The 22,919-nt window shown below is 62.1% G+C and carries 17 protein-coding genes; 2 read left to right on the top strand and 15 right to left on the bottom strand.

Annotated features, from left to right (window positions below; genetic code table 11):
- Window positions 1-12 precede the first annotated feature (12 nt).
- Window positions 13-5,286, top strand: coding sequence for a non-ribosomal peptide synthetase (locus tag YUU_RS52905; protein ID WP_051390081.1), 5,274 nt, complete (start codon window positions 13-15; stop codon window positions 5,284-5,286).
- 197 nt (window positions 5,287-5,483) lie between these two features.
- Here YUU_RS52905 and YUU_RS0136380 read toward each other — a convergent pair whose 3' ends face one another.
- The 10 genes from YUU_RS0136380 to YUU_RS52880 all read right to left on the bottom strand — a co-directional run bounded on the left by YUU_RS0136380 (window position 5,484) and on the right by YUU_RS52880 (window position 16,015).
- The gene (locus tag YUU_RS0136380; protein WP_027526742.1) at window positions 5,484-6,284 is read right to left on the bottom strand and encodes a hypothetical protein; all 801 of its coding nucleotides are present in this window, start codon (window positions 6,282-6,284) and stop codon (window positions 5,484-5,486) included.
- Window positions 6,285-6,318: 34 nt separating this feature from the next.
- Window positions 6,319-7,920 (bottom strand): asparaginase domain-containing protein, encoded by a 1,602-nt coding sequence (locus tag YUU_RS0136375; protein ID WP_084801711.1) that lies wholly within the window; start codon window positions 7,918-7,920, stop codon window positions 6,319-6,321.
- Window positions 7,921-8,047: 127 nt separating this feature from the next.
- On the bottom strand, window positions 8,048-9,685 hold the full coding sequence (locus YUU_RS52900; protein WP_035664348.1) for an AMP-binding protein: 1,638 nt from the start codon (window positions 9,683-9,685) through the stop codon (window positions 8,048-8,050).
- 3 nt (window positions 9,686-9,688) lie between these two features.
- A complete protein-coding gene (locus YUU_RS52895; RefSeq protein WP_051390080.1) occupies window positions 9,689-10,654 on the bottom strand; it encodes an alpha/beta hydrolase in 966 nt (321 codons plus the stop codon).
- Window positions 10,655-10,722: 68 nt separating this feature from the next.
- Window positions 10,723-10,956 (bottom strand): phosphopantetheine-binding protein, encoded by a 234-nt coding sequence (locus YUU_RS0136360; RefSeq protein WP_027526740.1) that lies wholly within the window; start codon window positions 10,954-10,956, stop codon window positions 10,723-10,725.
- Window positions 10,957-10,978: 22 nt separating this feature from the next.
- Window positions 10,979-11,911 (bottom strand): hypothetical protein, encoded by a 933-nt coding sequence (locus tag YUU_RS55400; protein ID WP_027526739.1) that lies wholly within the window; start codon window positions 11,909-11,911, stop codon window positions 10,979-10,981.
- A gap of 42 nt (window positions 11,912-11,953) precedes the next feature.
- Window positions 11,954-12,742: a GNAT family N-acetyltransferase gene (locus YUU_RS0136350; protein ID WP_051390079.1), complete on the bottom strand. Its 789-nt coding sequence runs from the start codon at window positions 12,740-12,742 to the stop codon at window positions 11,954-11,956.
- A 71-nt stretch (window positions 12,743-12,813) separates the two neighbouring features.
- A complete protein-coding gene (locus tag YUU_RS0136345) occupies window positions 12,814-13,560 on the bottom strand; it encodes an SDR family NAD(P)-dependent oxidoreductase (protein ID WP_027526737.1) in 747 nt (248 codons plus the stop codon).
- Between the two features lie 56 nt (window positions 13,561-13,616).
- Complete coding sequence (locus YUU_RS0136340; protein WP_156944703.1) at window positions 13,617-14,705, bottom strand: hypothetical protein; 1,089 nt, start codon at window positions 14,703-14,705, stop codon at window positions 13,617-13,619.
- A gap of 245 nt (window positions 14,706-14,950) precedes the next feature.
- Window positions 14,951-16,015, bottom strand: a complete 1,065-nt coding sequence (locus YUU_RS52880; protein ID WP_051390078.1) for a hypothetical protein — start codon at window positions 16,013-16,015, stop codon at window positions 14,951-14,953.
- A gap of 1,091 nt (window positions 16,016-17,106) precedes the next feature.
- Here YUU_RS52880 and YUU_RS57150 point away from each other — a divergent pair.
- The gene (locus YUU_RS57150) at window positions 17,107-17,658 is read left to right on the top strand and encodes a Fic family protein (protein ID WP_245288206.1); all 552 of its coding nucleotides are present in this window, start codon (window positions 17,107-17,109) and stop codon (window positions 17,656-17,658) included.
- Between the two features lie 165 nt (window positions 17,659-17,823).
- On the opposite strand, the gene YUU_RS0136320 is transcribed toward YUU_RS57150, so the two are convergent.
- From YUU_RS0136320 to YUU_RS59235, 5 genes are all read right to left on the bottom strand, one after another.
- Window positions 17,824-19,080 carry an endonuclease/exonuclease/phosphatase family protein gene (locus YUU_RS0136320; RefSeq protein ID WP_035664341.1) on the bottom strand — a complete coding sequence of 419 codons (1,257 nt, stop codon included), beginning with the start codon at window positions 19,078-19,080 and terminating at the stop codon, window positions 17,824-17,826.
- A gap of 35 nt (window positions 19,081-19,115) precedes the next feature.
- Entirely contained in the window at window positions 19,116-19,823 is a 708-nt protein-coding gene (locus YUU_RS0136315; protein WP_027526733.1) for a hypothetical protein, read from the bottom strand.
- A 128-nt stretch (window positions 19,824-19,951) separates the two neighbouring features.
- A complete protein-coding gene (locus YUU_RS0136310) occupies window positions 19,952-21,697 on the bottom strand; it encodes a phospholipase D-like domain-containing protein (protein ID WP_027526732.1) in 1,746 nt (581 codons plus the stop codon).
- A 229-nt stretch (window positions 21,698-21,926) separates the two neighbouring features.
- Window positions 21,927-22,319, bottom strand: coding sequence for a substrate-binding domain-containing protein (locus tag YUU_RS62900; protein WP_371260542.1), 393 nt, complete (start codon window positions 22,317-22,319; stop codon window positions 21,927-21,929).
- Entirely contained in the window at window positions 22,304-22,645 is a 342-nt protein-coding gene (locus YUU_RS59235) for a hypothetical protein (RefSeq protein WP_156944702.1), read from the bottom strand. Before YUU_RS59235 ends, YUU_RS62900 begins: the two co-directional genes overlap by 16 nt.
- Window positions 22,646-22,919 lie beyond the last annotated feature (274 nt).

Here is a 22,919-nt window from a genome sequence, read left to right as displayed (position 1 = left end):
CCGCGTCCGGTGATGGAGAGCTATCGCGGCGCGGTGCAGATGTTCACGGTCGGGCCGCGCGTCACCGAGAAGCTGCGCGAGCTGGCGCGGGAACGGCAGGCGACCCTGTTCATGGTGCTGCTGGCGGTGTTCAAGGCGCTGCTGGCAAGGATGAGCGGACTGCACGACATCGTGGTCGGCTCGCCGATCGCCAACCGCAACCGCGCCGAGCTCGAGGCGCTGATCGGCTTCTTCGTCAACATGCTGGCGCTGCGCACGCAGGTCTCGGCCGAGCTCAGCGTCGCCGAGCTGATCGACCGGGTGCGGGAGGTCACGCTCGGGGCCTATGAGCACCAGGACCTGCCGTTCGAGAAGCTCGTGGCCGAGTTGCATCCGCGGCGCAGCCTGAGCCACAGCCCGATCTATCAGGTGGCCTTCGTGCTGCAGAACACGCCGGATGCGGGATCGGCCGATGCGGCTGTCGAGATCGCCGAGCCCGCCTGGGATCGCGATCCCCCGCATTCGGTCGGCACCTCGAAGTTCGACCTGACGCTGTCGCTGGCCGAGCGCGGCGGGATTCTGGTTGGAAGCTGCGAGTACCGGACGGACCTGTTCGGCCATCGCACCATCGGCCGCCTGTTGCGGCGCTATTTGCGCATGCTGGTGGCGGCCGCCGCGGATGCGACGACGCCGCTCTGGCAGTTGCCGCTGCTGTTGCCGGAGGAGACGCAGCCGGCGCGCCGGGCGGCCTCGGCGATCGAGCCACAGCTGGTCGAGGCGATGGCGCCGTTCGGCGGCGACAGGACGGCGCTGGCGCTGGCAGCGCGGGCGGCGGCCACCGCGATGAAGCTCGAGCGGCGCAGTCTTTTGGCCGTGCTCGACGACGGCGACGAGAGCCTGCGGCGGCTCGGACAGACCGCAGCGCTCGCCGCCGGCGCCGACGTCGCGCTGGTNGATGCCGCGCGTCTTGCAACGATGCGCTCGGATCGTGTGCCAAGCCACGTGCTGGTGCGGCCGGAGAGACTGGCGAAGCTGGCNACGGAGGACGTGCCGCAGGAGGCGACGCTCGTGATCGTCGGACTGCCCTGCTTTGCGGCCGCGCTGGAGCGCTGGAAGGAGCGACGGATCATCGGGCTGTGGGGCACCNGTCCCCTGCCCTGCTGCGCCACGCTGTCCTTCGAGGCACCAGAGGCGGTGATCGGCGAGGCGCTTGCCGGCTGCGCGATCGAGGTGTTGGACGCGCGGATGCGGCGGCAGGCGGTGGATGTGTGGGGCACGATCCATGTCGGCGGCGCGATGGTCGGACAGCCGAGTGCCGCNNTNGGCGANGCNCTGGTGAGCGATCCGTTCGCGCCGGGCGGCTGGCTCTATCGGACCGGGCTGATCGGCCGGCGCCGCGCCGACGGCCGCATCGAGCTGATCGGCGCCNAAGANCGGCTCGTCGCGCTGCAGGGGATGCGGGGCGACCCGCAACGGCTGGAGGCCTTGCTGCGGCAACATCCGGCGCTGCAGGAGGCAACCGTCTGGGTGCAGGACCAGGGCGAGGAGCGCTGGCTTGCGGCGTCCGTCGTGCCGCAGGCCGGACGCAGGATCGGCGAGGAGGAGTTGCTCGCTTACGCCAGCGAGCGCCTGCCGGCAGGCCTGGTGCCGCGCCGCATCCAGGTCAGTGACAAGCTGCCGCTTGCCTTCGCGCTTGCCGANCCCGANGAGGCGGACAAGCCGAGCAACGCGGTCGAGGCGGTGATCGCCCGCATCTGGGCCGAGGTGCTCAAGCGCCCGCAACTCGACGTCAACGCCAACTTCTTCGACCGCGGCGGCAACTCCGTCACCTCCGTCCAGGTCATCTCGCGAATCCGCGAGACCTTCCACATCGATCTCCAGCTCCACCGCCTGTTCGANGCCCCGACCATCGCAGAGCTCGCAAAGGCCGTCCAGGCCGCGGGCGCCAGCATTTCCGAGACCGACGACGCGCCGGCGGATTCGGCCGGAGCCGGCGAGCCGGAGCCGCTGCATTTCGGCCGCATCCGCCGCGCCCCGCCCGGACCGCGGCGCTCTCGCGCACCCTTGTCCTACGCGCAGGAACGGCTCTGGTTTCTCGATCAGTTTCAGCCGGCCTCGACGGTCTACAACATGCTCGTGATGGTGCCTCTCGGCACGCTCGTCGACGCAAAGCTGATCCGGCGTACCCTCACCGAGATCACGCGCCGGCACGAGATCCTGCGCACGACTTTTCCGTCGGTCGCCGGACTTGGACAGCAGATCATCGGCCCGGTGCAGACGGTCGCCCTGCCGGTCGTCGACGTGACGCACCTGCCGGTCAACGAGCGTGAGGCAGAGGCCGAACGGCTGGTGATCGAGGACTTGCAGAAGCCGTTCGATCTCACCCGCCGGCCACCGCTGCGTGCGCGCCTCATTCGTGCGGGCGAGGCCGGCAGTTATCTCTCCATCATCATCCATCACATCGCGTTCGACGGCTGGTCGTTCGGAATTCTGACCCGGGAATTCTGGGCGATCTACAATGCGTTCAGGGAGGGAGGAAACTCCCCGCTCGACGAGCTCCCCGTGCAATATGCCGACTTCGCACGATGGCAGCGCCGCTGGCTGTCCGGCAGCCTTCTCGAATCTCACATGAGCTATTGGCGGCGACAGCTCGAGAACGCACCTGAGCTTCTGAACCTGCCGACCGACCATCCGCGCCCGGCGGTCGAAACCCATCGCGGCAGCGGCCGCTGGTTCTCGCTGCCGCAGCCGCTCGGAGACAGCCTGCGCGCGCTCGCCCGCCAGGCCAACACCACGCTCTTCTGCGTTCTCCTTGCCGCCTTCAACGTCCTGCTCATGCGCCTGTCGGGGCAGGAGGACATCGTCGTCGGCTCGCCGATCGCAAACCGCACACAGGTCGAGACCGAAGCGCTGGTCGGCTTCTTCGCCAATACCATGGTGTTGCGAAACAACCTGTCTGGCAACCCGACATTCTCCGAGCTGGTCGCGAGCGCGCACCGGGTCCTGATGGAAGCCGCCGAGCACCAGGACGTGCCGTTCGAGAAGATTGTCCAGGAGCTGCAGCCAGCGCGCAGTCTCAATCATAATCCGCTGTTTCAGGTCATGCTGGTCCTGCAGAACATTCCGGGCACCGAAGACAGCTTGCGAGACTACGCCGAAGCCTGGCAGCGTATGGAGCCGACCCAGCCCGATCCGACGACGACGCCATCGGTCGGGACCTCGAAGTTCGACCTCACGCTGACGTTGATCGAAACCGGCGTCGGCCTGACCGGCGGTATCGAGTACAGCGCCGAGCTGTTCGAGCCCGAGACGATCGATCGCATGATCCATCAGCTGCGCGCGCTACTGGAACACGCGGCGGCCGATCCGCATTGCCGGATCTGGCAGCTGCAGATCCTGACGGCAGTCGAGCAGGCCAACCTCGCGGCGGCTTCGCGCGGCACCGCGACGGCAGACTCGCCCTATGCGACGGTGGTCGAGTGGGTTGCGGCCCAGGCACGCAGCACGCCGGAGCAACCCGCGATCATCACCGCCGACCGCGTCATCGACTACGCCGAGCTCAATCACAGCGCAAACCGGCTGGCGCGGCATCTGGCGCATCTCGGCGTGGCCAGGGATGATCACGTGGCGATTTCGATGCCGCGCAGTCCGGAGATGCTCATTGCCGTGCTCGCGGTCTTGAAGGCCGGCGCGGCTTATGTTCCGATCGATCCGTCCTATCCGGCGGCCCGCCGCGCATTCATGCTGTCAGACTCGCGTGCATCGCTCCTGATCCGCCAACCCGGCGCCTCCGATCCGGCAGGGGCGACGCCCGTGCTCAAGCTGGCGGCCGGCGATCCCGCCCGGCTCAAGGAGTCGCCCAGGGATCTCCGGATACGTTTGTCTCCAGAATCCAAGGCCTACATCATCTATACCTCCGGCTCGACCGGACGTCCCAAGGGGGTGATGATGCCCCATCGGGCGATGACGAATTTGATCCAGTGGCAGAATGCGAACACCGGATGCCTCGCCGGGACCCGCACGCTGCAGTTCTCCTCGCTCAGCTTCGACGTCTCGTTTCAGGAGATCTTCTCGACATGGACGAGCGGCGGCGCGCTGGTCCTCGTCGATGATGCAGTGCGCGCCGACCCGAACCAGCTCCTCGATTGTCTGCGCGCGCACCAGGTGCAGCGGCTCTTCCTGCCCTACGTCGCGCTTCAGCAGCTCGCCGAAGCATCGCGCATGGGCCACGGGGCGCTGCCGCCCCTGCGCGAGATCATCACCGCGGGCGAGCAGCTCCGCATTACGCTCGCGATCGTCCAGCTCTTCGATCGGCTCGGCGACTGCGCGTTGCGCAACCAGTACGGCCCGACCGAAACCCACGTCGTCAGCGAGCATGTGCTAAAGGGACCGCCGCGGTCCTGGCCGCCGCTGCCGCCGATCGGAGCGCCGATCGCCAATGTGGCCGTTCACGTGCTGGATCGTTTCCGGCAGGCCGTTCCGATCGGGGTCATGGGCGAGCTCTACGTGTCCGGCGCCTGCCTGGCGTCCGGCTATCTCGACCGCGACGAGCAGACGGCGGAGCGCTTCCTGCCGGATCCTTGGAGCGGGCACGAGGACGCAAAGATGTACCGCACGGGCGACCTCGCGCGACGTCTCGCCGACGGCAGCATCGAATTCCACGGACGCAACGATCACCAGATCAAGATCAGGGGTTACCGCATCGAGCCCGGCGAGATCGAGCTGGTGCTAACGGACATCGACAACGTCGTCGAGGCCGCCGTGGTCGTGGTCGGAGGATCAGCGGACACCAAGCGTCTCGTTGCATTCATCGTCACGGACCCGCCGATGAGCGAGACCAGCCGGATCCGCGACCGGCTGGTCGCGCGGCTTCCGGAGCACATGATACCGGCCACCATCATCTGTATCGACCGACTGCCGCTGACGCCAAGCGGCAAGCTCGACCGGGAAGCGCTGATGCGCGCACCGATGGCGGGCTATCGCGAGGATGACGATCGCGAGGCAGCAGCGACGCCGCTCGAGCAAATGCTTGCCGCGTACTGGTCGGAGCTCTTGGGCCTCGAGCACGTGGGCGTCGACGACGACCTCTTCCGGCTGGGAGGGCACTCCCTGATGGCGACGCGCATCATCGCGCGCGTCTACAGCGAATTGGGCCTACGCGTCCCCGTGCGCAGCCTCTTCTCCGCGCCCACGGTGCGGCAGTTCGCAAGCACGATCGTCGAGCAGATTGCGGAGCGCATCAAAGCCGCGCAGAGCGAGGTGCTCGTCACCAAGCTCGAGGAATCCTTGCTCCGGCATGCATCGTGAGACGAAGGCCGAAGCAACTTTGTTGGGGCAACAGGCCGGCTTTGGGCTTTCAGGTCGCGCCGGCACGGCAGAATAAAAAAGGAGCGAGACGACGTTGCGAAGAACGCCGGCTCGTTCACCAGACGACGCGATCGGCCCACGCGTCAACTATCGCCAGTTCAATTCGCCCGGACCGGCCCAAGGCATCCTTCTTATCATCAGATGATGTTCACGCCGCTGGCCGGCACGAACATGAAACAATAGAACTGGTAGTCCACCACCAGATCCTGGTTGTTGTTCGGAGCCTGCGAGAGCGGTCCCTGGTTGACCGTCCAGTTGGCTGTCGCGGGGTTCGTGATCGGCTGGCCGGCGAAGTCGAAATTGGTGACCTGGTCGCCGCCGTCCTTCTGCGACCATGAATCGCAAGGACCAGAGGAATTGTCGCAGCGGGCCCAATGATAGTCGCCCGGCCAGTTCTGATCGCCAGCCGGCGAGACCATCAGCGCCACGAAATGACCATTGAGGGCCGCGCCTTGGCGGGACGACTTGAAGCCGGTGAGATCCGTCGTTGCCGTCCCGACGAAGACGAGCCCGTCCTTCACGGCGTAGGAGCTCACGGTCTGGCCCAGCGCCGCCACCGACGTCTGGAAGTTCGCCGCCGTCAGCAAGAATCCGCTTTGGCGACCGGGTTGCGGAAAGGTGTTGGTGGAGATGTTGCAGCCATAGGCGTAGCAGTTGTTGTTGGCCTGGAACTTGTACGACATGTAGTTGCCGCCGCAATCGCCGGGCGGATCGTAGCCGGCCGCCGGTCCGCCGACGACCGTGGGACCGTATTGCGGGACACCGATGGTGCCGGTCCCCGGCGGCACGGTGATGTTCACATTGACGATCGTGGGCGGGATCAAATGCTCGTCGGGCGCTTCGAGCGCGCGCCCCGACAATCTGATCTTATGGAACTGGTCCTCCGCGGCGATCCGGCCGCTGAGCTTGAACCGCCGAACGAAAGGTCTGCTGGTCATCGGTTTCCTCCGAACCCGGTTGTGAGGGACAAGCCTATTTCTGCTGGTACAAGGTCTTGGTCACAGCGTTGTGGTCGTAGTCGTAGACCAGGAGAGCAAGATCGGCTGGCTTGCCTGCCGATCCGCTCAACACCAGCATCGACGAGGCTCCGGTGCTCACGCCGGTGTTGGTCGCCCACATCGGCGCGTTGTAGCGGCTGTAGAACACCAAATTGCCGTCGTTCTGCATGATGAGACGTCCCGGCAACTGGTCGGCCGGAGGAGCCGGCGATATCGCCGCCCACAATTGCGTGCCAGTGGAGTCGCACAGCACCGGCCCGGCCACCGGATCGTTGCTGAGCGTCGCGCTGCCGTCGAGGGCGGCGAGGGTCTGATTGGCCAGCAGCAACGGATTGACGCGGCTGTCCAGCTTGTTGACGCTCATCATCTCGCCGAGCAGGTTGGTCTGCATCAAGATCTTGACCTGGGCGGCCGTCCACTTCCAATGGCCGGCTGTGGTGAGCAGGATCATCAGCTTGGCGAAGGCAGCCATCGGCGTCATGTCGGCGGGATTGAGCGCGCCGACCGCGGGCAGCCAGGCGCCGGCCGCGTAGGCATTGTCGTTGACGACGCCGGCAATCACCTGTGTGCAGTCGACGATCACCACGCCGCCGGCATTGGCCGCCGCGAGTGCCTGATAGGCGGCGCCGCCGGAGGGATTGTCGGGGTTGCCCGAAGGAAAGTTGCCCTCGCCGTAGGATTCGAGGATTAATCCCTTGATGCCGCTTGTTACGCAGGCGTTGAGGAGGTTCGCGATCAGGCCCGAACAGGTCTTGGTGCTGTCGTTGAACGCGTACCAGGCCGGAAACGCGTTGAACTGCATCACCGGAAAATTGTTGATGTTTGCTGCGACGTAGTTGAGCTGCTGGATGGCCGAGTTTCGCGCCGTCGCATCATCGAGGCTGACGCCGTTCGAGACCGGCGGCGGCAGGATGTTCTCGAACAGGATTTCGAACTGAATGCCATATTCGCCGAGCGACGGATAGTTCGGCGACGAGAAGGCGTTGAACTCGCTGGCATTGGTCTTGAGCACGCGGTTTCCCCGGTAAAGCTGGTTCTGAAAATAGACGCAGACCTCGGGTATACCACTTTGGGCGGCGGCGATCGCGCCGCAGAAGTTCTGAAATGCGTCTGTGTTGTAGGCGAGCGCCGACGGCTCCTTCTCGTTCGGCCCCTGATAGAACATCGGCAGTTGCGAGCCGGTGATGATGACCGGCTTGCTCAATTGCGCGGTGGTGACGCCGCGATCGGTGAAGACCGACAGCAGGAACGGCAGCGCCGTGCCGGTGAAATCCATGCTGTCGGTGCCATGGAGGACCACCCAGCCGTCGAAATCGGCATAGTGATCGAGGATGTAGCTCGCGATGATGCACCAGTCCGTCGGCTGAAGATTTGTGCTGTCCAGCGTCCCGGTCGACGACTCCGGGAACTTCACGTCCACGGCGTAGTGCAGTTCCGTGTTCGGGTAATCCTGGACGATGATGGTTTCATCGATCAGCGTCTTGCAGGCCTTGGCGAACGCCTGCGCCGACATGGGGGCGAGCGGTGTGCCGACGCAGCTTATCGTCCCGCCGGTGTTTATGATGGCTATTTTCATCGTGCTGCGATGTCCTCAACGATTGGCGCACATCCAGCGCTTCATCCCAGCGTCGGGATGATTCTATCTTAGATAGAATGCACACCAGATAACACCCGAAGGCGATAAACAAAATGCGCCGCCACTTTCACGGCGCATTCAGCGCCGTACCGAGCGAGCGCAAATCATCGCAAAACTTTCGTCGCACGGCGGTCCGATCGACCTTGAGATTTCGGGTGAGCAGACCGCTTTCGAGCGAGAGCGCCATTGTCGGAAATACGATTCCGAGCACCGGCGTCTTCCGCAGCGCCGCGGCATTGAGGCCCGTGAGCGCCTGCACCGCGAGCCTCTGATCATCTCTGTTGTCACCGACCGTCCAGATCGCCGCCGCGAGCGACGGCATGTTCGGATGATCGAACACGATTGCGTGCCGCACCGTGGGCAAGGCCGCGATTTTTTCCTCGATTTCCTCCGGCGAGACCTTCACACCCCCGGCCGTCACGATTACGTTCTTCTTGCGGCCCGATATGGTCAGGTAACCATCCCCATCGAGGGCCCCGACGTCTCCTGTCGCCAAGGTGTCGGCGCCAACGAAAATGCTGCTTTCGACGGTCTCCCCCTCGAACACCTCATACGAGGTGCATTGATTCCAGCGGCACGACACCAGGACCTCGCCGTCGCCGGCGATGCGAATGGCTTTGGGAAAGGCTGCTGTGCCAACGGTTCCTATTTTGTTGGCGCCCGGGCGATTCCAGGCAATCCAGCCGGCCTCGGTCATGCCGTAGATCTCGAACAGGGGAAAGCCAGCCAGCCTGAACAGGTCAAGGGTGGAGCGTTTCACGGGTGCAGAGCCAACCAACATGATCCGCATGTCGCCGCCATAGAGCCGGTGAAAGGCGTCGAACAACCTCGCGCGCCATAACCGGCGCAGCCCGTCGGGGAGAATGCTTCCAGCGCGAGATAACCCCAGAAGGCCGAGGCGACGCCAGGCCGGCAGCAGCTTGAAACGCTGCTCGACGATTTCGTAGAAGCTCGGCGTTCCCAGCATGAAGGTCGGCCTGCCGTGCCGCAGCGCGTTCAGGAAGTTTTCCAGCCGCGCCAACACGACCTTGCATCCATACCAGATGGCGCAGTGGATTAGGTGCCGCTGCTGGAAGGCGGAGAACGGCAGGACCACGAGAATTCGGTCCTTCTCGTCGAGATCGAACGCCTTGCTGAACGCCTCTATGTGCTTGAGATTGGTCGTCCACGAGATCGGGAGCCGCTTCAGCCTGCCGGTCGAGCCCGAGGAGAAGGCGACCGTAAACACATCCCGCGTCGGCGAGACGGTCTGGCATCCGGTCTTGTCGCCGATCCCCAGCTCCGGCGGATGGGCCCCCAGGATCTTGGACAGATCGACGACACGGGGCTGCGACAACGCGGTCGTGCCGTCGGGGGCCTGGAACATCACCGCGAGATGCAGCGTCTCGATCAGCGAGGCCATGGGCACTGCGTCGAACTCGGGCGCTTCGCTCGGCAGACAGACGGAAATGCAGCCAAGCGAGACGAGAGCCAGATCCAGCACCAGCCATTCATAGGAGTTGGGTCCCCTGATTCCGACCCGGTCTCCAGCTTCGAGCCCGCCCCTGCTCAGATACGCCATGACATGATCGACGTCCCGCGCGAGCTCACCCACGCTGTGCTCGCGAACATTGTTTCCGTCGACGACGATGATGCCGCCATTGACCTGCCGCGCGAGAGCCTGGTTCGGACGTTCGGCAAGCGAGATCAGCGGCTCCAGATCCATGACCTACCCTCGGGGCTGCGAATTGGCCGGCTCGCGATGGAATGCGCGTTGGAAGAAGGAGATCTGCTCGTCGAGGGCGCGCCGAGCCAGCGACGAGGATGCGATGGCGTCAAACGCGTGGAAGGCGCCCGCGAAATTGTGAATCTCGGTCGGCACGCCCGCCTGCAGCAATCTCACGCCATAGGTGAGCCCCTCGTCGCGCAGTGGATCCATCTGCGCCGTCATGAGATAGGTCCGCGGCAGGCCCGACAGATCGCTGGCGCGCGCAGGCGCCGCATAGGGCGGCACGCCAGCGACGCGTGCTTCAGGCAGATAGTGATTCCACATGTGCACCGAACTCCTGCTGTCCCAGCCCGGCGTATCGACGAAGGCCAGCATCGAAGCGGTCTGCATCTGATCGTCCAGCACCGGGTAGATCAGCGTCTGGCACAGAATGGGCGGACCGCCTTCGTCGCGGGCGCGCAGAGCCGTGGCGGCGGCAAGCCCTCCGCCGCAGCTGCTGCCGGCCACAGCGATACGGCCGGCATCGATGCCGATGTCGCTCGCACGATCCGCGGTCCACAGCAGGCATGCGTAGCAGTCCTCAACGGCGGCCGGATAGCGGTGCTCCGGGCTGAGGCGATAGTCGCAGGAGACGACGACGCTCGAGGTGCCTGCCGCCCACTTCAGGCAGCGCCAGTGCTCGAAGTCGAGATCGCCCACCATGAAGCCGCCGCCGTGAAAGAACACGATTGCGGGCGCCGCGCGGCTCCTAGCGTTCGGTTTGTAAATTCGCACCGCGAACGTCGTTCCGTCCGGGTGCGCGACGGAGACATCCTCGCAACCGATGCCCTGCTCTTCGACGCGCCAATAGCCTTGAGCCTTCAACGCCGCGGATAGCTTGGCGATCTGCTGCCGGACCTTCACGGGATCCGAAAAGTCGTATCTGGGCTGAACTGACGCGGCCAAAACGAGCTCTGGATCCAACATGTCGAAGCTCCACCAAACGCATCTGCGAAGAACATTTTATCCTGCGGCTAGGCACACCCTCATTTGCCTCATTTGCCGATCTCGATCACGGACACGAGTTCCCTCAGCGTGGTGCTCATCAGCACGTCCGCAACACTGACGGGTCGTCCGAACTTGTCGGCGGCTTCGGCGGCGACCTGCATGGCGAGAAGCGAGGACCCACCCAGCGCGAGGAACTGGGCCTCGGGCGACCGAATGGCCTGTCCCAAGACCGAGGTCCAGATGGATGCCATCAGCTCTTCCTTCTCGGTCCAGTGTTTCATGTTCGCTTCACCATCATACCTGCTAGACGCGGCGCAGCAGGCAGGCACTGGCAACATTGGGAGCCCAGGCGACAGAGATGACGTACTCGCCAGATTTGAAGTCCTGGGCGAGCATCCGATCGCGCATCCCGATCAGATTGTCGCAGCCGTAGACGTGGGCATAGCGCGGCAGGTTCTCCCGGTAGACCTGCTTGTCGGCGACACCGGACGCGGAGCCGATCATCTGCAGATAGATCGAGCTGCCGTTGGTCGCGAACACGGCCGCAATGTCGCGTGCCGAAATCCGGCCCTGCGCGTAGACGCTTTCGCAGACCTTGCGCAGGGACATCACGCCCGAAACAAGATATTTCGGAAAGTTGGGCTCCGACCATTCCAGCGCCGCGAGCGCAGGATCCGTGAGGCTCGCGGCGCCGACGATCTCGAGCGTGCCGGAGCCGGGCGAGACGATGCAGGACACCGCGCCGTCGCTGAACAGCGTCGCCGCCTGCGGCGCCAGGCGATTTCCCTCGCTATCCTTCCCGAAGATGATGACCAGCGCGTTCTTCGGTCCGGAGGTCGATGAGACGAGCAATCGCGCGAGATCGAGCGCGGCATTCGCGACGGTGCAGGCCTGCATCGAGACGCCGAAGATCTGACTCCGAGAAAACCCCATCGCGGCAAGCGCGGACAGGAACGCCTGCTCTTCCTTGAGATCCCACTTCGCCATCGAGTGCCCGAGCACGACGGCGCCGATGTCGGCGGGTTGCAGCCCGGACTCCGCCAGCGTGCCCGCAATGCATGACGTGCACATGTCGTGCGCCGGGCGGCAGTCCTCGCAAAAATTCTGGATTCCCCGCGCGGCCAGCGACTCGATCGTGTTCTGGTCGGCCATGCCGAGCGCGACCAGCGCTTCGATCGGCCGGATCTCACCGACCGAATAGCATATCGACGACACTTTCGGCAGAGCGCTTTCCACGGTCAGTATCCTTGCCCGATCACGTCACACGATCACGCATGCTCACGAAGGCTTTCCCGGCGAAGCCACCTCGCCGACCAGCAGATACGCATCAAGCGGCCCAAGCTCCTCCCGGAAGAGGCGATCGAGCGCCTGGTCCCCGGTGGACGGAAGCTCATCGTAGAGGGCGTCGAGGTTCGCATAGGCGCCACGAACAATGAGGCGCTCCCGCTCCAGAATCGCGCTCTGGCCGAGCCAGGCTGCGAGATCCGCCCCGCAACGGACGATGTGTTCCGGCAATGCCCCGCCCACGTTCGGGTAGACGCGGTCTCGTCCGACCAGGCCGCAGAACAGCTTGTACAGGATCGGGCTCTCGCTTCGCGCCGAAACGAACAGTCGCGGCGACCTGTTGTGCGCGAAGGCAATGTTGACCAGCCTCTTGGCCCACAGCGCCCGCATGATCCCCCGGGACTGCCTTGACGGGATCATGCCCGAGGAATCGATGTAGATGTTCTGGTAGCCCTCGAACTTCAGAACCGAGTATCCGGTCCAGCCGACGATCTGGTCTTCCGCATCGGCAACGAAGATGAACTCGGCCAGCCGGCTGAAATAGCCCTGGTCCCGGCGCCCCGCCCAATAGGGCGTCATGTCTGCCCCGAACGACGATGTCGTGACCGGCACCAGCACGGAATAGATTTCCTCCTGTGTTCCGCGGTCCAGCACGGCGCCCGGATCGAGCACGGAATATCCTCGAAGATTCTCCGGCAGATCGAAGGTTCTCACACTGTCTCTGCTTCGCGAGAACAGCTCTTCCGCGCCGGGCAATCTCGTCATCAAGGTGCTGTTCGTCATGTGCGACAACCTCCCATGCTCTCTCTTTTTTCGTTTCGACGCCGCGTCAGTCACACCCCCTCACCGCCAATTCACGCGGTTTCGCCTCCGTCGATCGGAATGTGCTGTCCCGTGATGTAGGCAGCCTCGTCGGACGCCAGAAACGCGACCAGCGCGGCCACTTCTTCCGGCGCAGCGTGCCGCCGCAGCGGAATCCTCGCATTGACGGCGGCGAGCATGTCATCGGTGTATTCGGCGCGCTGCATCGGCGTCAGCACGTAGCCAGGGCACAACGCGTTCACTCTCACCTTCGGCGCCAATTCGAGCGCCATCGTGCGGGCCAGCAGGATCACGCCTGCCTTGGTCGCGTTGTAGTCCGCGTAGTAGGGATGCGCGCTCATTCCGTTGGTGGATCCCATGAGGATCACGACCCCGCCGTCGGAGGCGACCATGGAACGCGCCGCAAGCTGCGCGGTATGAAAGACACCGTGCAGGTTGACGTCGACCACGCGTCGCCACTCCTCGATCGTGATGTCGAGGAACGCATGCCTGATGCTAATGCCGGCATTGGCAAACGCCGCATCCAGGCCGCCGAAGCGCGCTTCGATCTCGCCGAACGCCTTTTTCATAGCGCCATAGTCGGCTACGTCGACAACGATCGGATGGACGCTCTCAGAGGATCTCGGGAAGCTCGCGGCGAGAGCCCTTGTATCGACGTCGAGCGCAATCACGCGCGCACCTTCGGCGACGAAACGGCACGCGGTGGCATAGCCGATCCCGCTGGCTGCGCCGGTCACGAGAACGCGTCGGCCGCGGAGCTCCGGATATCTCGGCGTCACGTGGGACCTCTCGAAACTGACAAGCTCAGCACCCCTCGCCCTTCCAATTCGTCGGTTTAGACCGTCTGCACATAATCGAGCACTTCGGTGGATTGTCCGAAGGACGCGCGGAATTTCGACGAGAACTGCGCTCGCGCCCCGCTGCCGTATCGGTCGATGACCGCCTTCGTACCCTCCACATCATTTGCAAGCGCGGTTCCGGCCAGGAGCGTCAGCATCTGCGTGACGCCGGACAGGACGCGCTCGACGGAGGTCATGATCTTTCGCCGGTCGAAATCGACGTGGACGAAGCCGTTGAGTTCGAGGAACGACAGCTCCAGAAACGCGGCTTCCGCGTCGGGGAAATAGGTTTCCCCGCGACGCAGGTAGCGGAGCATCTCGTTCAGGAAGACTTTGACGGCGACATCGCTGCGCAGATTGGCCAAGCCCGACCAGGGCCCGCCGCTTACCAGCAGCAGACCGAACAGGTCGGCCATGACCTCCTGAAGCATCATGGACGCTGCGCGTCCCTGCTGGCCCAATACCCGGAAATCCGTTTCTGGCAGCACCACCCCGTGGCCGATGTCATGGCCACGAAACCAGCAGATGAGATAATCCTTGACCGACGGAGCGGCCGTCTGATCATCGTCCCCCTCGAGCACCAGGGCCGACGAGCCGAACGGCGCACTGATGCCATGATAGATTGCGGAGTAGACGTTGGCGAAGACCACCGTCTTCTTCATCCGGGCGCGCTTGATCCCTTCATCTTCCGGCAGGAAGTACGCAAAGTGCTTCGGATAGCGATTGGCTTCGCCGCCGCAGAAGATGAGGTTGCCCACCTTGAAGAGGGCTGGAGGCCGCACGATCAGTCGCGGATTGAGGGTCGTCTGGATGTAGCAGGTCAGCGCATCGATCTGACCATCGAGATCCTCCACGAGCCGGTCGTAACGGCGGTCCACGGCGGCAAAGAGAGCCGAATGAAAGACCTCACGCGACTTGTTGTGCCAAGTGTGCAGGTCCCCGCTCAAGGAGATCAATCTCGTCTCGTCGAGTCCGATGCACCGTTCGACCCGTTCAGGCCAGGAACCGCCGCGCAACGCTTCGGCGCGCAGGCGCAGACATGTCGCCGATGCGTCGCAATCCAGCACATCTGCGCAGGCCTCCATGGCGGCAGCCTCGGCATGGCGTAGCTGGACGATCTCTTTCGCCCGGTCGTTGCGCTCGTCGGGCGCGAGGTCCTGATAGCCGCGGATGATCTCCGCAATCTGAGCAACCCGCCTGAGCGAATTCGCCGCGAACGAGCCGAGCAGCGGGCTCGCCGCAGGCAATGAGACGGAGAGAACCGTGTGACTAGGCCGCGGGGGCCAAAAGCGGTTCATGACAATCATCTCCTGTGCGGGCGGATCTCGTGTCAGCTGCTTCCCGTCGCCTTCGCCTCGCTATAGATGGCTGCGCTGCCATAGGCCCATTTCCTCCGGTCGGCCAAAACGGCAAAGACGTGGCCGACATATTGGACGGTAAACCAGAGCGGAAGATAAGCCGCGAAGGTCGGCGGAGCGCCCGTTTTCAGCCAGATCGCACCAGCCCAGAGGATGACTCCTAGAGCCGCAGACAAGGCGACGGTCGTCGACAGATCTGTCTGCTGCTGCCCCCAGTCGTCAGCCTCGGGCTTGCAGGCGAGCCCCAGCACCAATCCGACCAGGATCGCACCGAGCAGACCGAACAGGCCGACTTTCACCATGGCGAGCGGTGAGAGATGTGTCGCGCCGAGACCGAAGTAATAGAGAGCGGCCAAGCCTATTCCCCCAACTACGCCCATCCAATGCATTTGCGGCCGACGCCAATGCTGCGGCTCAGGCATTCTGATATTCAAAGCGCCGAAGGGAGCGCGATAGAGCGGCGGCCAGATCAGCCCAGTCACCGCCTGATAGTCGGCATAGGCACTGCCGCCGACCTTCTCCAGCCGCTTGTCATAGAGAACGCTGCCGATCACGTTGTAGATGTTGAGAACGACTGCGAGGACCAAGAGGTCCAGCGTCATGGTTGGAAGCAGAAAGAACATTCCGAAGAAGGCGGTGTGCACCGGGAAGCGGACCCAACGTCGGCTTCCGACCTTCCAGGGCGTTAGCTTTGGCCTCGACGCAGGGCCACTCAGCCAGCTCACGAACGTCGTCGAGCCGAATGCCAGGCCGCAATCGTATTCGAACAGATGGAGCTGCCAGTACCAGATCCAGGACAGGCAACACGCCACCAGCATGATGGTCGCCGGAAGCCCCTCCAGGCGCCAGACGACCACGTCAACCGGCTGCCACAGCATCGCTGCAACCAGAATATAGAGAACATTGACGAGGGACTCTACGGATCGCCATGCCAACGGATCGATCGTAAACCACTTGCCGGCCTGCTTCTTGACCGCGAGCGTCGCGATCAAGGAGTGTTGGACCCCAAAACCCAGCGTCAGCAAGGCATCAATCATAAGGGCATTGCTCGTCGGCATGATCGACCCCTTATATTCCGTTGCCAGTAACGTTGCTCGCAACTGCTTGAGGAAATCGTTCGCTGGAACACGAACCCACTTCCTAGGCAGCCATCCAAATTGATCTCATCGACGGCTCGTTTGCGTGGATATAGAGATGCAACGTCGCGGCGCGTACGCCATCAACAAAGTTGGTAATACAATCTCTGCTATAGTAGTGCAAATGTCAACACCTTAACGTGTCATGGATTGCAGTAACGCCACATGCGCGGCTTGCGGCGGCGCTCACCGCATTATGTCATCCACCGAAGTCGAGCCATCGGAGCGCGTCGTGAGAACTAGGTGTGCATTGACCGAACGCCGCGCTGATGAGGCGATCGGCGAGCGCCGGGGCAGCATCAAAGAAGCCTTCTGCCTCAATTCAGAATACCCGTTCAAAGGAAATCTGGGCACCCTACGCGCAAGGCGCTCTGGAGAGCCGAGGGGCAAATGCGCAACCGTTGCGCGTTTGTCGACAGAGCCGAAGGCGGTGACCCCAGCTTAGCGATATCGGCCGTCATGTTCGAGGAGTGCTCGATATCGTCGCCACGATCCTAGAATTCCGCCCCACTGGACAGCTCACCGATACGCCGCGAACTGCACCGCTCGATCTTCGGGAACTACAATGTTGTCACAGCACGGCCCGGCACCGGAACTGCTTAAGCTGTCTTCGCGAGCGCTATCCGAACCTCTCGGCTGATCCAGAGACGAACTGAGTAATGTTTCGCCGTCCCTCACCGGGACGAACCAGAGGGCGCAACGGGAGCTCTTGGCGGCCCAGCTGAGAAGCCGCACGTCCTGACCCCGCTGCATATTTTTGTCATAACGCTGCGTTGCGATCACTCCGGCGATCAAGGCCATCGCTCCAGTCACGCCGCCGGCAAAACCACCCCAGTCCGACGATTTGATCGGATTTCCAGACGAGATCGATATTCGACGACAATCGTCGTTCCAGAACGAGCGCCGATCAGAAGAAACTTTGATCGCCTCATGTGCGAGCGCCGATACGCCTCGGCCGTCGCCATAGGCGCAGCAGCGCAGGCGGCGATTTTATGATCTGGAGGCATAAACACTTTTGCGAACGCTTGCCGGAAGAGCTGCTTATCGTCGAGCTCCCCACCACGAAAGAGAAAATCAAGATTGTCCCCGGCGAACTGCGGAAAGAGCATGTCAAGGTTAGTCTTCATATTCCTCCGCCACCTGAAAATCTTCCCGCGTTCCTCAAGCGGTTCGCCGAGGGCTATTCCTCGACGCACCTTTCCAAGCTAAGCAAAATTATCGGCGTTGCCGCATCCCACCATCGCCTGACTTGGATTCACCCGTTTCTGGACGGCAACGGCCGCGTGACGCGCATGTTCTCGCACGCGCTCTTGGGCGAACTAGACATCGGCTCTGAGCTCTGGGCCGTCTCGCGAGGACTTGCGCGGTGCGTCGCCTACTATAAAGCCAACCTGCAGGCCGCAGACGAACCGCGCTACGGCGATCTCGATGGCCGCGGCAACCTCACGATGGCAGGGCTTGTCGATTTCTGCAAATTCTTCCTGACCACGTGCGTCGACCAGGTCGACTTCATGGCCGGATTTCTGGAGCGGGAGTACTGCTGAGGCGCAGGGAGATCTGGACCGAAGAGGAAACGCGCGCAAAGCGGCTCCCAAAGGGGCTCCTGGCCGTTGTTGCGCGAAACGGTCATGGCCGGCGGTACGCGCGCGGCAACACCCTCGCACTCACGGGATACGAAGATCGTCAGGCTCGCACTGTTCACTGTCTCGCTAGAAGCGAAGGGTCGCCATCGAAGGACAATGGTCCGAGATCGCCAGCAACGGATCGGGATGGCCTTGGCCGGCCGGACGCGTTCCCCCGAATCGGCCGATCGCAACCTTGATGGCGGGATCAGGAACCGAAAGGCTTATGCTGACGAGCATCTGGTCCAACCCGATCGGATTACGGCACCCAAGGCTATCCGCGCGTGTCAAAGGCTTGAGGGCGTCCTGATCGAACAGCTCACGCTTGGAGCGCTCGCAGAGTTGCTTTGCGACAGCGTTGACCGGGCATTGAGGCTCCAGGTGTGAAAGGGCACTGGAAGCGGGAGCACCATCATTTACCTCGCCGTACAGGCTGCGAACGAGGACGCCCGTGGATAGAGACGAAGCGGGATCGCTCCCATCGGAGCGCACGGCGGATTTTGCGATGGAGTTTTTCTCATGCGAAAGATTGCGGTTGAAATCGCCCATCAGAACGACCGGCATGCCTGCGGAGCTGGTTTCCAGCCAATCCTCGAGCGGACGCACTTGCCGCTGGAGGATCGGGCATGCGTCGCCGCCGCCATCGAGCTTGCCACGGTCTTCGAGCGGGCTGACGCAGGACGATTTAAGGTGCACGGTCATGACACGCAGGGGCTTACCGTCGATCTGAAGCGTCACCGATAGCCCGGGGCGCACCTGATCCGTGGCAGCGAGGTCCGGAACCGACAAGGGAGCAGCGACGGCACAGTCGGAGCCCGTCCCTAAGCTCCGCTTCCAAGCAATCGCGAGCCGCTGGACCTTGAAGTTATCAAACGAGCAGATCTCGTAATCGGCACCGTTGTTGGGCAGAACTTCGCGCACTGCGGTGGCGCCGCTCACTTCCTGAAACGCGATAATATCCGGATCGAGGTTCGTCCCGATGAAGTTCTGGAGTTGCTGGGCGCGCTTCTGATAGGCAGATTCGGTGACCGGCACGATCTTGAAGTTGGCCTGATAAACGTCGCATGGGGGCTTTACGGCGATGTCCCATTTGATCTTGGCATTACGGCCCCACTTGAGCTCCCAGCCGGGCTTGGTTGCCCCAGTTGTCGACGGTTCGAACAGGCCACTGGCGGGATTGAGCGCGAATGGTTGGCTGCAATCACGGATCCAATCCTTTGCTTCGGCTTGGCTCAAGTGCCACCCGAGATTCCATGTTGTGATCTTGATCTCCCGCGCCTCCACAGCTTGCGCTGTTCCAAGCAGGAGGATGAGGGCGAGCAGGACAAATCGACGGACACTCATGCAATGCTCCAGAGGGTTTGCCGGCAAACGGACCGTTAGTCGGATTGCGATGATCGAGCTTGATGAAGGTTTCCCTTCGCCTTGAGGGGCTGCATGCCAGCCGGGCGAATGGGGTCCTGGTTTCCTGCCACACAGCCATTGGGAAGCTTGCCTATGGCTCCCTCCCCGCGCAGGACGCTTTCGCGCGTCGCCTTCGTATCGATACCCCACGCGTGTTCGATTGCAAAGCGAAGCTCATCGGCTAAGCATTCGACCGCCCAACGAAGATCATGCCTGTCGCGGTTCGGGAATTCTTCCGTCTCGGTGATCTGCTGGCCGACGAGACGCGCGGCATTGCGGACGCCGGCATCGCCGACCATCTCCAACTCGCCCCAACGCAACTCCCAAAATCGCTTTGTCGCTTGCTTCCAGGTTTCGCCCTTCGGGTCGATCTCCCATTCGGTAAGGCGCTGGGCCTGTTGAATGGTCTCGAAAAACAGGTCGAGCTTTTTCTGCAAGAATGGTTTTTGCGCTTCGATCCTTCGGGTAAGTGCCGCCTGGCTCCGCGCTTCATCGCGCTCCACTACGGTCTCAGCTTGCTTGGCAAGCGATTCACTGAGGAGACGGGCCTGCTCGGTCTGAAACTCGTAGACTTTCCAGACCCCGGCGATTGCGGCGCCAGCGACGGTCCACGCCGCAACAGCGATCACCGTATAGCGTTTGGAAAGACGGAGAAGGGTGGAAGATCGTGTGGTTTGGGCCATGGCTGCAATCGCATACTTTCAATCGGGGTTGGATGCTCGAACCCAATGATCATCCACCAAACAAGTGCAAAAGCTAAAGTACAGCAACGTCAAACAAACTGGTAGGCTTCGGCGCATGGGCGCCCGACCTAAAGGCCGCGCTCCCTCGCAAGCGAGGCCTTCGTGCCGCCCTTGTAGGCATCCTTTACCCACGCGTCCCGCGTTCGCTTGAGCACAAGCGGATCAGCCTCTGAACCGACCTCTGGCTTTTTCCCCTTCTGCTCGTGCGTCTTGTTCCAGATCGCTCGGGCACGGTAATGATTGTAGAGACGCATGAGTTCGGCGACATACGCTTGAGCGAGCCTAGTATTGCCCTTGATCTCAAGTACGTTTTCGTCGTTCGAATTTTCTGACGACTTGCTGAAATTGGGCGATCCTGTGTAGATGGTTGGCGCCTCTGTATCACCATCAATCACAATGAATTTGTGGTGCACAAGGATGGGGGGCGGGCCGCTCGATTTTTTCTTGGCGGCTTTCTGTGCAGGCTTTGGTTTTCCTTTAGCTGCCGACGCGTCATAGGACGTCGTATCAATCGTCTTCAGTTCGGGCAGGAAGCCTCGCGGCGCATTCGCGCCGAAAGCCGCATAGGGAAGCGTGTCCGGGTTGGTTTGCGAGCGGTGGAAGATGGTCGCGGCAATCTCGGGAAGCTTGCGCTTCTCGCCCTTCTTGGTCGGCTTGTCGGGGTCATCGATGCTGTTGAGCAACCCGTAGATGAGATGCTTGGGCGAGTCTCCCTTAGCGAAGATCGCCTCCATGAGTTCTTTGTCGGAGGCCGTATACATGCAGAACAAGACGGACGATTTGGCCTTCTTGACAGCGGCCGTGACCGTATCAAGGAACTTCCGGCTGTCTCCCGGTTCGGGCAGAAAGAAGACCCGCATTTCCGTGCCATCAACGTCAGTCACCTCATTCCAGTCTGGCGCGTCCATATCTTTCTTGCCAACGTTCTTGGCGAGAAGGTTCGCGCGTTCGGCATAAAGCGCGGCGAGCTCGCGCGAATGGATAATATGTAGTAGATTGGCCTGCACCGTTTGAGCTTCGGGCGTAAAGTTAGTCGAGCCCATCAGCACCGCTTGCTCATGCTTCTTCCGGTACGAAATGATGAACTTGTCGTGCATGAGCTTGGAGATAGCATCACGCTTATGGATCGAAATATTGGGCCGCTGCTCCGCTATCAAATGGGCGGCCGCGCGGGACTTCGTGTCCTCCGCCTTGTCGAAATAGATAATCGAGCCGCGTCCCTTGAAGGCTTCGAAAGCCGGAATGATCCACCGGTTGTCCGACAGATGATAAATGGCGCATTCAAACGCGTCGCTTTCGCTCAGAATTTGGGGAACGGCGTTTTGTAAGCCGTTGGCCAACCAGTCCATCTGCTTGTCGAGCGGCTTGTCTTTTTGCTTGGCGAAACTCTGCGCGCTCACGACAGCGCGGTTGAAGTAGGTCGCGATCTGCCCCTCGAGCTGCGGCGGCACGGTAACCGACCTCTTCCCGGCCGCCGCATGCTGTAGCTTCAAATCGTCCGGCCCCGTACCAAGGACAGGAACGACCGTGTATTCGAAGGTTTTGCCCTGATCATCGATATTGATACCGCCGTCCCACCAATTGAACTTCTGGATTGGCGCTTCATCGCTGCCCTTCGGACGGGCATCCTCCGCCAGAGGGACAAAATCGAGCTTATTGAACAGGAATTGCGGTTTTCCATCGCGCCCGTAGCCCGGATTGCGCTGGATGGCGAACCCTAGGAAATCCTGATGTTCTGCACCATCCCTCCAATCGAAGGTAAGGAGCACGCAGCTCGGACTTGCATAAGCTCTGACCGCCACCGCCGTGACCATGACCGCTCCCCCATCTGGACGGGCATCATGCACGAATATGCTGCTCGCGCAATACGTGCACAGGGTGTATAACGCCCGTCGAAACGTTCCGCGCCGTATACTTTGTCATATTGCAGCTGGCGATTTTGCGATGGGCGTCACTGTGCCCACTTCACTGTATACCGCTCAAGACTTGCTGGGAGGCTTCAACCCGTTGGACCCGCTTCACACTCGCTCGGGATTTTGCGATCTACCGTGAGTTCGCAACCAATGGCGGGCCGTTGCCCGCTTCGCTCGCTGTCCGGGCGGCGCAGGCTGAGCATGACGCCGCTATCGCCGATGCGGTTGCGGATCTTTCTAAAGATCGTTCGACGGCCGCTTGTCGGATTATAAAAGGGCACCCGACTGGATGGGCAGTGATAGCGATCGCCGAAGGCGAGCCCCTCCTGCGAGTGCCCCCGGCGAGGAGCACCTTAGCCCAGAAGGCTCGTGCGGCATCGGGCGCTCTTGTGGTGATGGGAATCCCCGCTCCGAAAACACTGTGGGCTTGGAGATCGCTTGGCAGCGGCCCGACAAGTTCGATGCCCTCAACGGAACGCAGTTCCGGGATCTGTTGAATTGCTAAATCTACTTCGCCGCGCACCAGCAGGTGCCGGTCATTCCACCTGGAGGCGGCAATTTGGTTTTCGGCTGCATTTCCTGGCTGATGCCAAACTGATCGAGCACTTTGGCAAAGTGCATACCATTCGCCCCGCCGGCCGCCGGGTTGCTATAGCTGATAGCTCGTGCCGCAAGGAGGGTCTTCTTCAGTGCCTCAGAGCTCAGGATTTCCGTTGATGGTGCCTGACCGGAAGTGCCTCGATCGGCGGCACCATTTTCTCGCGTCAAAATCCACACGTGTGGTTTAAGCCACGAAGTAGCCGAAGAGTGTTTAGAAACCCCTGGTGTGGCGCTGGTGACCTCAGTCATGCTCGAAAACTGTCTGGTTGAAAATAGGATTGCCAAATCTTAGCTTGGATACCCGGTGGTCGGCAATCGACACATATGATTCCTGAGGCAAGCGCGCAAATCAGCCCCGACTATCCCGATCAAAACCCGAATAATTGAGATCAAAGCATCGTCGCTCACGTGAGATTAAAGACACAAGCCGATATGGACAATCATTGGCCGAAAGTGGTTAGAAGCAAGCGCACCACCGTTTCGCCTTGGCTCGAGGTGATCGCGCGGGACGTGCAATTTTTTC

The organism is Bradyrhizobium sp. Ec3.3, assembly GCF_000472925.1.
Classification (GTDB): Bacteria; Pseudomonadota; Alphaproteobacteria; order Rhizobiales; family Xanthobacteraceae; genus Bradyrhizobium.
The sequence above is the reverse complement of the archived record's forward strand: the minus strand, read 5'-3'. Positions and strand labels throughout refer to the sequence as shown.

Excerpts from the sequence above, each read along its gene's own strand:
- YUU_RS0136380 (WP_027526742.1), bottom strand. The coding sequence starts at position 6,284 with ATGACCAGCAGACCTTTCGTTCGGCGGTTCAAGCTCAGCGGCCGGATC.
- YUU_RS0136375 (WP_084801711.1), bottom strand. The coding sequence starts at position 7,920 with ATGAAAATAGCCATCATAAACACCGGCGGGACGATAAGCTGCGTCGGC.
- YUU_RS52900 (WP_035664348.1), bottom strand. The coding sequence starts at position 9,685 with ATGGATCTGGAGCCGCTGATCTCGCTTGCCGAACGTCCGAACCAGGCT.
- YUU_RS52895 (WP_051390080.1), bottom strand. The coding sequence starts at position 10,654 with ATGTTGGATCCAGAGCTCGTTTTGGCCGCGTCAGTTCAGCCCAGATAC.
- YUU_RS0136360 (WP_027526740.1), bottom strand. The coding sequence starts at position 10,956 with ATGAAACACTGGACCGAGAAGGAAGAGCTGATGGCATCCATCTGGACC.
- YUU_RS0136350 (WP_051390079.1), bottom strand. The coding sequence starts at position 12,742 with ATGACGAACAGCACCTTGATGACGAGATTGCCCGGCGCGGAAGAGCTG.
- YUU_RS0136340 (WP_156944703.1), bottom strand. The coding sequence starts at position 14,705 with ATGGAGGCCTGCGCAGATGTGCTGGATTGCGACGCATCGGCGACATGT.
- YUU_RS52880 (WP_051390078.1), bottom strand. The coding sequence starts at position 16,015 with ATGATTGATGCCTTGCTGACGCTGGGTTTTGGGGTCCAACACTCCTTG.
- YUU_RS57150 (WP_245288206.1), top strand. The coding sequence starts at position 17,107 with ATGATCTGGAGGCATAAACACTTTTGCGAACGCTTGCCGGAAGAGCTG.
- YUU_RS0136320 (WP_035664341.1), bottom strand. The coding sequence starts at position 19,080 with ATGAGTGTCCGTCGATTTGTCCTGCTCGCCCTCATCCTCCTGCTTGGA.
- YUU_RS0136315 (WP_027526733.1), bottom strand. The coding sequence starts at position 19,823 with ATGGCCCAAACCACACGATCTTCCACCCTTCTCCGTCTTTCCAAACGC.
- YUU_RS0136310 (WP_027526732.1), bottom strand. The coding sequence starts at position 21,697 with ATGGTCACGGCGGTGGCGGTCAGAGCTTATGCAAGTCCGAGCTGCGTG.
- YUU_RS59235 (WP_156944702.1), bottom strand. The coding sequence starts at position 22,645 with ATGACTGAGGTCACCAGCGCCACACCAGGGGTTTCTAAACACTCTTCG.